This is a genomic window from Sulfitobacter sp. 1A12157 (assembly GCF_043557345.1).
GTDB lineage: Bacteria > Pseudomonadota > Alphaproteobacteria > Rhodobacterales > Rhodobacteraceae > Sulfitobacter.
This window is the reverse complement of sequence record NZ_JBIFFV010000010.1, coordinates 1-12,303: the sequence shown is the minus strand read 5'-3', so window position 1 is coordinate 12,303 and position 12,303 is coordinate 1. Positions and strand designations below refer to the sequence as shown.

Annotated in this window: 10 protein-coding genes; 6 read left to right on the top strand and 4 right to left on the bottom strand. The window is 58.5% G+C overall.

Annotated features, from left to right (window positions below; genetic code table 11):
* The 3 genes from ACGYLC_RS15560 to ACGYLC_RS15550 are packed head-to-tail and all read right to left on the bottom strand — an operon-like array spanning position 1 to position 3,065.
* The gene (locus ACGYLC_RS15560) at positions 1 to 858 is read right to left on the bottom strand and encodes an ABC transporter permease (RefSeq protein WP_209217402.1); all 858 of its coding nucleotides are present in this window, start codon (positions 856 to 858) and stop codon (positions 1 to 3) included.
* Positions 858 to 1,943, bottom strand: a complete 1,086-nt coding sequence (locus ACGYLC_RS15555; RefSeq protein ID WP_394423759.1) for an ABC transporter ATP-binding protein — start codon at positions 1,941 to 1,943, stop codon at positions 858 to 860. The genes ACGYLC_RS15560 and ACGYLC_RS15555 overlap by 1 nt, the downstream gene beginning before the upstream one ends.
* Positions 1,944 to 2,003: 60 nt before the next feature.
* Entirely contained in the window at positions 2,004 to 3,065 is a 1,062-nt protein-coding gene (locus ACGYLC_RS15550; RefSeq protein WP_394401593.1) for an extracellular solute-binding protein, read from the bottom strand.
* Positions 3,066 to 3,502: 437 nt separating this feature from the next.
* On the opposite strand from ACGYLC_RS15550, the gene ACGYLC_RS15545 reads away from it, so the two are divergent.
* Positions 3,503 to 5,482, top strand: coding sequence for a TonB-dependent receptor domain-containing protein (locus tag ACGYLC_RS15545; protein ID WP_394423757.1), 1,980 nt, complete (start codon positions 3,503 to 3,505; stop codon positions 5,480 to 5,482).
* An 84-nt stretch (positions 5,483 to 5,566) separates the two neighbouring features.
* Here ACGYLC_RS15545 and ACGYLC_RS15540 read toward each other — a convergent pair whose 3' ends face one another.
* Entirely contained in the window at positions 5,567 to 5,854 is a 288-nt protein-coding gene (locus ACGYLC_RS15540; RefSeq protein ID WP_394423755.1) for a DUF2218 domain-containing protein, read from the bottom strand.
* A gap of 104 nt (positions 5,855 to 5,958) precedes the next feature.
* On the opposite strand from ACGYLC_RS15540, the gene ACGYLC_RS15535 reads away from it, so the two are divergent.
* The 5 genes from ACGYLC_RS15535 (at position 5,959) to ACGYLC_RS15515 (ending at position 12,230) form a co-directional block, all read left to right on the top strand.
* A complete protein-coding gene (locus tag ACGYLC_RS15535) occupies positions 5,959 to 6,849 on the top strand; it encodes a siderophore ABC transporter substrate-binding protein (protein WP_394423754.1) in 891 nt (296 codons plus the stop codon).
* 4 nt (positions 6,850 to 6,853) lie between these two features.
* Positions 6,854 to 7,801 (top strand): ABC transporter permease, encoded by a 948-nt coding sequence (locus ACGYLC_RS15530; RefSeq protein WP_394423752.1) that lies wholly within the window; start codon positions 6,854 to 6,856, stop codon positions 7,799 to 7,801.
* Positions 7,791 to 8,735 carry an iron chelate uptake ABC transporter family permease subunit gene (locus ACGYLC_RS15525; protein WP_394423750.1) on the top strand — a complete coding sequence of 315 codons (945 nt, stop codon included), beginning with the start codon at positions 7,791 to 7,793 and terminating at the stop codon, positions 8,733 to 8,735. Before ACGYLC_RS15530 ends, ACGYLC_RS15525 begins: the two co-directional genes overlap by 11 nt.
* Positions 8,732 to 9,484, top strand: a complete 753-nt coding sequence (locus ACGYLC_RS15520) for an ABC transporter ATP-binding protein (protein WP_394423748.1) — start codon at positions 8,732 to 8,734, stop codon at positions 9,482 to 9,484. Before ACGYLC_RS15525 ends, ACGYLC_RS15520 begins: the two co-directional genes overlap by 4 nt.
* An 853-nt stretch (positions 9,485 to 10,337) precedes the next feature.
* Positions 10,338 to 12,230, top strand: a complete 1,893-nt coding sequence (locus ACGYLC_RS15515; protein ID WP_394423746.1) for an NACHT domain-containing protein — start codon at positions 10,338 to 10,340, stop codon at positions 12,228 to 12,230.
* Positions 12,231 to 12,303: the final 73 nt, after the last annotated feature.

Here is a 12,303-nt window from a genome sequence, read left to right as displayed (position 1 = left end):
TCACCCCATCGTTTCCTTGAGGGTCCGGCCCGTCAGCCAGAGCATCCCCCAGACGATCACCGAAGACAGCACCAAAAGCATAAAGCCAAAGGCGGCGCCCAGCTCCCAATTGGAGCGCACGATGAACTGGTTATAGATCATTTCGGTGAACCACAGACTGTCCTTGCCGCCCAGCATCGTCGGCGTCAGGTAGTTGCCCAAGCTCAGCATGAAGACGACGATACAGCCTGACACGATGCCGGGCATGGCATGGGGGATGATGATCTCACGCAGGACGGAAAGCCCGCTGCCGCCCAGATCATAACCCGCCTCGATCACACTATCGTCGAGGCTCTCCAGCGTGGTGACGAGCGGCACCACCATGAAGAGCATGGAGGTATAGACCAGCCCGACCATCATTGTGGCATCGGTGTAAAGCAGTTCCACCGGGCGGTCCGCCAGCCCCACCCATTGCAACAGGTTCGAGACGAGACCGGTCTCGCGCAGCAGGATCATCCAGCCAAAGGTGCGCACCAGTTCCGAGACGTAAAACGGGATCAGGCAGAGCAGGAACAACACCTGTTGCAAGCGCCCCTTCGCCATTTTGGCGATGTAATAGGCCACCGGAAAGGCGATCAGCAGCGTCAGCGCGGTTGCCAGCACCGACATTACCGCCGTACGCCAGAAGGTGCGCAGGTAAAGCGGTTCGGTCAGCGCCTTTTCATATTGCGCCAGACTGGTTTCATAGACGCCGAAACTGATCCGCTCGCGCAGCGAAATCAGCAGCATGTCGATATGCGGGATGATGATCAAAAGCCCCAGCCACAGCACCAAGGGCGTCAGCAGCAGGTAGAATGTCAGTCGGGATTGGCTGCGCATCACGCGGCCCCAAAGCAGGTCGCCTGCCCCGCGCCCCAGCCGATATGCACCACGTCACCGCGTTTCAGGCTTGAGAACTCCCCCGATTGCGGCAGCGTGACTTCGAGCGTCTCACCCACATCATCCTGCACCAAGACGCGGGAAGCCGCGCCATTGAACAACAGGCTGGTGACGGTGCCCTTTAGCTGATTGTCGAACCCCGACAGCGCATCGGCACTGGCAGCCAGCCGAATGGATTCGGGCCGCACGAAAATCTCGGCCCGCGCCCCTTGGACAAGCCCCGCGCCGGTGGCGCGCATCGCAAGCCCGCTGTCGGTGCGCAGTTGCAGGGCATCACCCTCCACCCGTTCGATCCGGCCCTTCCAGCGGTTCGACTCTCCGATGAAACCGGCGACAAAGGGTGTTTCGGGGCGGTAATAGAGGTCTTGCCCCCGGCCCACCTGTTCGAACTGGCCATCGCTCATCACGGCGATCTGGTCGGACATCACCAGCGCTTCGGATTGGTCGTGGGTGATATAGACGAATGTCGTGTCAAAGGCGGCTTGCAGGGCCTTCAGCTCAACCTTCATATGCTCACGCAGCTTGAGGTCCAGCGCCCCTAATGGCTCATCCAGCAGCAGCACGTCCGGCTCCAGCACCATGCAGCGCGCGATGGCGACCCGCTGTTTCTGCCCGCCCGAAAGCTCATCGGTCTTGCGCGCGCCGATGCCCGGCAGGCCGATCCGGTCCAGCGCCTCATCGACCTTGCGCGCAATCTCGGCCTTGGGCATGCCGCGGCGGCGCAGCCCGTAGCCGATGTTTTCGGCAATCGTCATCATCGGGAATAGCGCCAGATGTTGGAACACCATGTTCACCGGGCGTTTGTTCGGCGGCGTGTCGAGCACCGAGCCGCCTTTGATCCGAATGTCACCAGAACTAGGGTCGAGAAACCCCGCGATCATCCGCATGATCGTCGTTTTGCCGCAGCCCGAAGGCCCGAGGATGGAGAAGAAACTGCCGGGCGGCACCGTGAAGGAGACGTTGTTAACAGCGGTGGTATCGCCGAACCGCTTAACGAGGTCGACGCATTCCAGATCTGGGGTCATGTGAATTCCGTATAAAGGAGCGACACCCCCGATGGGAGGGTGCCGCTCGTAGGGTAGTAATCAATTGGCAGCTTGGACGCGGTCCAGCACCTCGCCTTCGATGGTTTCCAGACCGGCGGGCACCGGCGGATACCATTTGATATTGTCGATGGCTTCTTGTGGGAAGCTGTTCTGATACTTGGCTTTCAGGCTGTCTTCGGCAAATTCATCCGCGCCTGCGGAGGCGGTGAAGTTGCCCGCCGCGGCAGTGATCATCGCCGCGATTTCAGGCTGCATGACGAAGTTGATCCACGCATAGGCCACATCGTCGGCCTGCCCTTTGGCGGGCAGAACGAAGGTGTCGATCCAGCCCAGAGCGCCCGAGGCCGGGGCCACGAAGGTGATGTCGGCGTTGTCGTCGTTCAGTTTCCAGCCGCCAGTGTCCCATGCCATGGAGGCGGTCACCTCGCCCGAGCGCAGCAGGTTCATCAGCTCATCGCCGCCGCCCCAGTAGGTTTTGACGTTCTCTTTACATTCGATCAGCTTCTCTTCGACCTTGCCCATGATCTCGGCATATTTTGCCTCGTCATCGTAGGCGGCGAAGGGGTCTTCGCCCATGGCGAAGGCGAAACCGATCAACGTCGGACGCTTCAGGCGGTAGGAGACTTTGCCCGCCACTTCGGGCGCGCAGAGGTCGGTGTAATCCTTGACCGTGTCACCCGCTTCGGCGGTGTTCATCACCAGACCGGAGGTGCCCCAGACATGCGGCACGCCATAGACATCGCCGTTCACGGTTGTGTTGGCCATGGTCGCGTCGAGCATGGAGGGGATGAAAAGCTCTTTGTTCAGCTTGGAGACGTCGATCGGCTTGTAGATGCCGAATTCCATCTGCGGCCCCATGATGCGGTCTTGCGAAGGCTGGGCGAGGTCGAAACCACCGCCGCCCGTGGCGCGCAGCTTGGCGATCATCTCTTCGTTGTTGGATTTCGTGACTTCGACGGTATGGCCGGTCTCTTCTTCGAATTTCGCCACCACGTCTTCAGGTGCGTAGCCGCCCCATGTCAAAAGGCGCAGCGTGTCGGCTTGGGCCACGGAGGCAAGCCCCGCCAGCATGGTGCCGGCCATCAGAATGGTTCTTGTCATGGGAAATCCTCTTTCTAGTGTACTCATTGTCGGCAGAATGCGCATGTTAGACCAGTTGGTCAATTTATACTTCGGCGCATCGCGGCTCCTTGTGGCCTGCGCGTGCTAAAGATTTGTGACAGTGGCCAAAAATGCCGTTTGTTTTAGCAGGGTTGCTTTCGGCGGCAGCGGTCATGCGCCCGGCGGCTGATGGGGCTGCCTGCGCTTTCGCGGGAGCCGGGGGTGCAGCTTTTCGCGGTCCGAGCCGCCCCTTTTTCAAGGTGGTCGACGGCCCCGTCCCCCTGCTTCCACCCCCTTACCTTTACCCAAAAGACACAGGCATCCCCCCGCTCAAACCAAGCCTCTTGAGATTCCTGACAATTTCTATAAGGAATCGCCGCAACGCCGTCCGGGGGGTGATTTTCCGGGTCTGGGTCGTTTGAATAAGGGGAAATTTGATGAAGCCGACACATGCATTTGCTTGCCTTGCCGCGGGGATGCTTCCCGTCGCGGGCCAAGCGCAGAGCAATAACGACGAGGCCTTCCTAGGGACCATCGTTCTTGAGATGCCTGCCGTTCCGGGGATGGAAGACGATGACATCTCCATCTCCAGCGAAGGGCTGGCGCTGAGCAATCCTGCGGACCTGTCCGAACTTTTCGTGGCCGAGCCGACCATCGCGGTGGGCAGTTCGATCCCGATGTCGCAAAAGGTCTATGTCAACGGAATCGAAGAAAACAACCTCGCCATTTCCATCGACGGCGCGCGGCAGAACAACAAGGTGTTCCACCACAACACCACCACGCTGATCGACCCCGCCCTGCTGAAAGCCGCCCGCGTCGACCCCGGCGTGGCCCCGGCGGACGCGGGCCCGGGCGCATTGGGCGGCGCGCTGGCCTATGAGACCAAGGACGCAAGCGATCTGCTGGCCCCGGGCGAGAGCTTTGGCGGGCGCTACAAGCTGGAATACGACAGCAACGGCGACATCTTCTCGAACAGCCTGTCGGTCTATGGCCGCGAAGGCGGGTTTGAATACCTTGGCTTTGCAAAGGCCGCCGAAGGCGGGCTGCGCGAAGATGGCAACGGCGATGAGATCATCGGCTCGGGCACCGACCTGCTCAGCGGGCTGGGCAAACTGGCCTATGAGGCGCAAAGCGGCGACCGGGTCGAGCTATCCTACGAACGGGTGGTCGACGATGAAATCCGCCCCTACCGGGCGAACATCGGCGCTATCGTCGGGGGCCGCCCGCTTCCCGCAGACCGCCCCTATGATCTGGAGCGCACCAATATCGTCCTGAGCTACAGCGACACCACGCCCACCGCGATGTGGAACCCCACCGCGCGGCTGGCCTATAGCGGGACCAAACTGGTCAACGACGAGTCGGCCCTGTCCACCAATTCGATCACCAGCGGTGAGACGGTGAGCCTGAGCGGCGAATTCTCAAACCGCTTTGCACTGAGTTGGGGTGAGTTGAACGCAGGTCTCGACTTCTACTCCGATGAGGCCGATCTTGACTATCTCGCCCTGTCGTCCGGCGCGCGTGAGGCGGCGACGGAGAAACTCAGCAACATCGGTCTTTTCGCCCAAGCGCGGATGGAGCCCACAAGCAACGCGCGTCTGTCCTTCGGCGCGCGGGCCGATTTTCAGGATTTCGAGGGCACCGATGGCTCCTCGCAGTCTGAATCGGGCCTCTCGGGAAATATCTCGGGCGAATATGATGTCTCGGGCGATTTGACGATCAGCGCGGGCTATTCCCACGTCTGGGGCGGTCTGGAACTGGCCGAGAACTACATCCTCAACCCCGCGTGGAACTATGGCTCCGGCATCGAGGAAGTCACCGCCGACAACCTCTACCTTGCCGCAAATTACACCATGGGCGCATGGGTCGTCGACGGCAAGCTGTTCGCCACCAACATCGACAACGCCCGCGCCGCCAGCTATCGCGGTGGCCCGGCCTTCACGGCGGATGTGCAATCGCGCGGCTTTGAACTGGGTCTTGGCACCGCATGGGAAGACGGTTTCTTCCGCGCCGGTTTTGCCCGTATCGACACCGAGATTGATGGCCGCGCGGCCGACTCCTACTATGGCAACTACCTGACCATGCCGATGGGGGATTTCCTGACCTTCCAGGTGGCGCATCGTTTGAACAACGGCGTTCTCTTGGGGGGCGACGTGCAGGTGGCCTTCGACTTTGACGATACCTATGACAGCGCCACAGGCGGCAGCGGGCCAGAGTTGGACGGTTACACGATCGCCAATGTCTTTGCCGAATACACGCCCAAACGGATGGATAACCTGACCCTGCGTGCCGAGGTGAACAACCTCTTCGACGAGCAATACAGCAGCCGCGCCACCTATGGCCAGGAGTTCGTGGGCGAAGTGGAGCCGCTGACCGAACCGGGCCGCTCCATCCGCCTCAGCGCCGAGATCGTCTTCTGATCCAAGGCAACGATTGGCCGAACTCCGGTTTGGCCCTTTACCCGGCGCCCCTTACGGCGCCGGGATTTTCTGTGAAGGGGCGGCCTATTCGACCGTCCAAACCATGTTCTTCTCTGCTTCCCGGAAGGCGAAAGTTTCAAGATGCCGGTCAATGACACTATGCAGCGCGGGCACCATCTCGGGATCGTCGAGCGTCGCCGTGCCGGTGAGGCCCGTGCTGTCCGCCGTCATATAGGCCGTGCCCATCTCGAAAGCGGCCCAGCCCTTTTCGGCGTCGTAAGAGGTCTCGATTTTATGGCCGAAATGTTTGCACAGCTGCTGCAAGTATTTCGAGCCGTTCTCGGTCTGGTAAAATCCTGTGGTCGTCGGCATGGCGCTCTCTCCGGATGTATTTTCTGCCTTAGTCCTAAGCCGGGCCATGGGAATGGTAAACACCGGCCCGGCTCCCCCTCCTCCCTGATGAAAGAGTTACCGCTATGATCAAACCCCTTGCCCTTTTGGCCCTGCTTTTCGCCACGCCCACGCTGGCCGAGACCGTGACCGTCGACACCGCCCGCGGACCTGCCGAGGCGCCGCTCACTCCCGCCACGGTGGCGGTCTACGATCTGGCGGCCTTCGACAGCCTCACCGCGCTCGGCGTCACGCCGCAGGGCTTGGTGCGCCCGGTCTATCTGCCCTACCTCGAAGCCGCGGCAAAGGGGACCGAGGTCATAGGCTCCCTTTTCGAGCCGGATTACGAGGCGCTTTTCGCCCTCGATCCCGACCTGATCATCGCCGGGGGGCGCAGCACCGAACAGGTGCCGGAACTGGCGCGGATCGCGCCCACTTTGGACATGACCATTTGGCAAGACACCATCGGCGAAGGGCTTGCCCGGTTGGAGGCCTACGGCAAGGTTTTCGACAAAGAGGAGGAGGCCGCGGCCCTGACGGCGGCTTTTGAGACCAAGCTCGCCCAAACCAAAGAAGCGCTGGCGGGCAAGGGCCGCGCGCTCATCGTGATGACCAATGGGCCGAAGATCAGCGCCTATGGCATCGGCGGGCGCTTTGGCTGGCTGCATGAGGCGCTTGGCCTGCCCGAAGCGGTGCAGAATGTCGAGATGGCCAACCACGGTGAGGCGATCAGCTTTGAATTCATCCGCGAGGCCAACCCCGACATCCTGCTGGTGATCGACCGAATGGCCGCCATCGGTCAGGAAAGCGCAGGCGCGCGTGCCACGCTCGACAACGCATTGGTGCATGAGACGACCGCATGGAAAACCGGCCAAGTCGTCCATCTGAGCGCCGCGCCCATTTACATCGCGGGCGGCGGCATCCAGTCGATGACCCGCACGCTGGATGGGATCAACGCCGCCCTGACGGAGCAGTAAACCCGTGGCGCTTGCCCTTACCTGTCTCCTTGTGATCTTGTCGGTCGCCTCGCTTTTTGTCGGGGTGATCGACCTGTCTTGGGCGGCGCTCTGGTCTGATCCGGCGGCCCTAGAACTGCTGGTGGTCAGCCGCGCGCCGCGCACCATCGCCGTGGTGATCTCGGGCGGGGCATTGGCGGTGAGCGGGGCCATCATGCAGATGCTGGTGCGCAACCGTTTCGTCGAACCGATGACCGCAGGCACGGGCCAAGGGGCCGCGCTTGGCATCCTTTTGGTCACCCTCTTCGCGCCGGCGGCCTCCATTTTCGTCAAGATGGTCCTCGCCTCTCTCACCGCCCTTGCGGCGGGCGCGGGATTTCTGGCCATCGTGCAACGCCTGCCCCCAACCCAGCCCCTGCTGGTGGCGCTGGTGGGGCTGATCTACGGCGGCATCCTCGGCGCGGCGGTCACCTTCATCGCCTATCAGGCGGACCTGCTGCAATATGTCGAGATCTGGATGAACGGTGAATTTTCCGGCGTGTTGCAGGGTCGGTATGAGCTGCTTTGGCTGGTGGCGCTGGTGGCGGCGCTGACCTATCTCGCCGCCGATCAATTCGCGATCATCGGCATGGGCCGCACGGCCAGCATCAACCTTGGCCTGAACTATGGGCAGACGATGGTGCTGGGGCTGCTGGCCATTTCCATCGTTACCGCCCTGACCGTGGTGACAGTGGGGCTGATCCCCTTTGTCGGGCTGGTCGTGCCCAATATCGTGGCGCGGCTCGCGGGCGACAATCTGCGGCGGAGCCTGCCGCTCACCGCGATGACCGGCGCGGGCCTCGTGCTGCTGTGCGACATCCTTGGGCGGCTGATCCGCTATCCTTACGAAATCCCCGTGGGTACGGTTTTCGGCGTGGTGGGCGCCTTCCTGTTCCTGTGGCTGCTGCACGGGCCGAGCCGCCATGTATCCTAAACGCCTTTGGTGGCTTCTGGCGCTGCTCGGCCTTTGCACCGCGCTCTACCTTGGGCTCGGCGCGCGGGGGAACTGGGGCTTTGTCCTATCGTTTCGTGCCAATAAATTGGTCGCCTTGCTGCTGGTCGCCGCCTCGGTCTCGACCGCCACGGTGCTGTTCCAGACCATCACCCGCAATCACATCCTGACGCCTTCGGTCATGGGGTTCGATGCGCTCTATCTGCTGACGCTGACGGTGTTGATCTTCGTGCTCGGCGGCCAGACCGTTACCCAACTGCCCGAGATCGCGCAGTTCCTCGTCAACTGCCTCTTGCTGATGGGGGCCGCACTGGCGCTTTTCGGCACGCTCTTGCGCCGCGGCGGGCATGATCTGTTTCGCATGATCCTGACCGGCATCATCTTTGCCGGGCTCTTTCGTTCGGTCTCAAGCTTTCTGCAACGGGTCATCGACCCCAATGAATTCATGGTCGTGCAGGTCAATGCCTTTGCCCGCTTTGGCCGGGTCGGCACGCCGCTTCTCACCCTCGCGGCCCTTTTGACCGGCGGCGCGCTGGCCGCCGCTTGGCGGATGCGCCACCGGCTTGACGTGCTGTCGCTGGGCGATGAAAGCGCCGTCAACCTTGGCGAAGACCCGAAACGCGGCATGTTCCAAGTGCTGGTCCTCGTGTCGATCCTCGTCTCGGTCTCGACCGCGCTGGTGGGGCCAATGGCCTTTCTTGGCCTCTTGGTGGTCAGCGTGGCGCGGCAGATCACGCCAGTGATGTTCCATAGCGTCATGCTGCCTTCGGCGGGTCTTGTCTCGGCCATCACGCTGGTCGGCGGGCAGATGGTGCTGGAGCGCGCCCTGCGGGCCTCGACCCCGCTTGTCGTCATCGTCGATCTGCTGGGTGGCCTTGTCTTTCTAATCCTGCTCCTGCGGAGGAAACCCAGATGATCAGCATCCGTGACCTGAACCACGACCGAGACGGCACGCCGACCCTGCGCGAGATCAATCTGACCTTGCAGACCGGCGGGATCACGGCGCTGATCGGCCCCAACGGCGCGGGGAAATCGACGCTGCTGTCGCTGATCGCCCGGCTGATCCCGCTTCAGCAGGGGCAGATCATGATCGATGACCTGCAAATCGGCGCCTGCGCGAACGACGCATTGGCCCGACGCCTGGCCATCCTGCCCCAAACCAGCGATGCGGCCCCCCTGCTGACGGTTCGCGAGTTGGTGAGCTTTGGCCGCTACCCCTACCACAAGGGCCGCCCGAGCGCAGAGGACCGCGAAAAGGTAGAGGCGGCACTGGCGACCTTCGACCTCACCCCCCTTGCCGAGCGCCGTCTCGATACGCTTTCAGGCGGTCAACGTCAGCGCGCGCAGGTGGCCATGACCTTTGCGCAGGAAACGGACTATATCCTGCTCGACGAGCCGCTCAACAACCTCGACATCGCGGCCTCGCGCGGCCTGATGCACAGCCTACGCGACCTCGCCCGCGCCCATGGCCGGACCATCGTGATCGTGCTGCACGATATCAACTACGCCGCCGCCTATGCCGATCAGATCGTGGCGATGAAGGACGGGCGGATCACACATCACGGCGCAGCGCGGGAGGTCGTGACGGATGCGATGCTTTCGGAGGTTTATGGGACTTCGGCGCGGGTGCATCGAATTGGGGAGAAGGTTGTGGTGGCTGTTTGAGGGGGGGGTGTTTGAGAGGGGGGGGTGTTCAGGGGGCGATTGGCCGGGGGTTGCCTCTTGTCTTGCGCCGTGACGAGAAGAGCGTTCGATCCCCTTCTAAGAACGAGAAAAGCCGCCTACTAAGGCTGCATTATCTCATTGATCTTTTGGAGAAATTGGCCCCGGCGGTAGGGATCGAACCTGATGCGACAAGGCTAAACAAGAACCTCGAAATAGTTCGATAAATCATTGTTTATACAGAAGTTTTTCCCGGAAAGAAGGGACAGCCTAGTTGGCGGGAACCACACGAAAATTATGAATTTTCGCTCAAAAGGGTTCAGAAAAGGTACGGAAACCGCCAGACTTTATGAAGATTTACCGCATCAAGACCTTGGCCCATTTTGCGGTTCACCTGCGAAGAACCCATACTGATTCCTCCCGTCCTTCAACTCGATCAAAAAGACAAAGGCATGCACGATACAGGATGCCCAACGATGGGGTATCTATCGAAAAAGGAATTCATGAAAGAAACCAAAGCAAAGTTCGCAGGTAACTCATACCACTGTCTGTTTTACACGTAGACGCCGATCAAGATGAACGACTATGATGCTTCAGGGCAAATATGAGAGAGTTATAGGTAACAGAATAGCCGCTACCTCGAGCGGACTTGCTAACAATTTGGCTCGTTGTAAAAGCTTACTCGTTTGCACCAACACTTGCAAATCAACCGGGATGAACCTAACGAGGATATGGCTTCCATGCGGTTCATCTAAGAGCTATATTTGATGGCAATCAAATTTCTATCGCCATCTAAGTCCGACTGAATTTAATCAGGTGCGTCAGATTTTCTTACTCCGCAAAGGTAACAACCAATATGGCTGATCTTTCCAATAATGTCGGCAACGCTGCAATCCAAACTCTAGTCGACAAGACACTGGGCGCTTTCTTCGATGCAGCAACAAAGCACTTTGGTGTTACAAAGGCGAAGTACTTCTCCAGTTTTCAAAAGTACTACATACTGCAAGCACGACGCTGTTCGACCATAAAAACTCTGAATGCTCGCGATGTGTCCCAAAACTTGCAGGATATATATGTATCATTAAGATTTGACTGTCTTGGCACCCAGTACAGCGACCAAGAAGTCCTGGAAACGATCCTTGCTGGACGACGGATCATTCTGAGAGGGAAAGGTGGCTCCGGTAAATCTATGTTCATGAGATGGTTATTCCTAAGCCTCATGAAATCCAATGACAATAGAATACCAATTCTCATCGAGCTGAGAAAATTTGACAGCACTAAAGCAAGCAACAACTTGCTCGATCTATGCCGTAAAACACTATATGATGACGGAAACCTTTCGGAAAGTGTTTTCACTCAACTTTGCAAAGATGGCAAGTTTATCTTTCTTTTCGACGGTTTCGACGAAGTCCCGCGAGAACAGAGAACCTATGTAGAAACCGAAATTCTTGAGCTTTCAGAGCGATACCCCGATTGCGGGGTAGCAGTATCTGGCCGAGACAACGATCATTTTTTCTCCTGGGCTGGGTTCTCTACATGTGATCTTTGCAGTTTAAGTTACGTAGAAGTCCAACAGGTTATAGAAAGAGCCTATTTCGAAAGCTCCCTAAAAGAAAATTTCCTGAAAATCCTCTCACAGGACTTTTTCGATCTATACGGGGAATTGTTGTCCACACCCCTTCTCTCTATAATGCTTGCAATGACCTATGGGCAGAATGGTTCGCTGCCAACCAACCTAAACGAATTCTATAATCGGGCTTTTCATACCCTGGTAATGTGGCACGACGCCAGTAAGGATGGCTACTCCAGGGACCTCAGCATATCGCCAGAGAAGTTCAGAGCGGTATTTAGAATCTTCTGCTTGATGACCTACCTAGACAACAAGTTCGAGTTTGATGATAGCTATTTTGTTGAGCACATAGGGAAGGCCAAGTCTCATGTAGTGAACCTTTCTGGAATGTCGGACTTGCTCGACATCTCAACCGCGGACCTACGGAGGGACTTCCATGAAGGCACCAACCTTATCGTAAGAGAAGGGTTCTACTACTTTTTCATACATCGATCCTTCCAAGAATTTTTCGCTGCTGAATGTGCCACAAGTCTTTCAGATTCAAATTTTCGAAGCGTACTTTCTAATTTCTGTGAACGGCATACAGACTCGACTCTTTCGATGTGTTACGAGATGCAGCAAGACCGATTTATTTGGGACTTTCTAGAGCCAATCCATGCTCAACTGCTTGCCGCTGGCACATTTAACTCTTCAGACGACGCACCGGGAATTTTGCACAGGCTAGCAGTCTCAAGCTACGTAGTAATCAGTCCGCGCGATTTAGGGGGCGGCAGCGCAAACACGGAGGTTTCAGACAAGGCAGTTCGCACATTTTTTAGTGCTATGGACCTGGTTAGAGGCAGAAGGATAGAATGGCTTACACTACTGTCCCGCTTTTCCAGCTCAATTAAGGTTCTCGAGAAGCTACCTCAGAACCTTTATCCCGCCAATGGGATCACGTTAGAAATAACTTGGAGACAGACGGGAGAGCTTCGGTTCGAGATCAACACGCTTGATGGAAGTGTCATGTCAGAACGCCAGAAGCACCAAATTATTGATAAATGCTTACCCTCAATAGAGCTCGCTGTAGCCGACTTTTCCGTCGGGCTATCAGAGTACGTGTCTGAGTCTATCGACCATTTCGCTAGGATAAGCTCACAAAAAGCCGAATGGAGCCTCAAGGCAGACGATATTTTGTAAGCATCCGGCGTAGGCCACAGGTGGGTCATCGCTCGAGATCACGGTTCATTAAGATGAGCACTTGCAGGTTTTG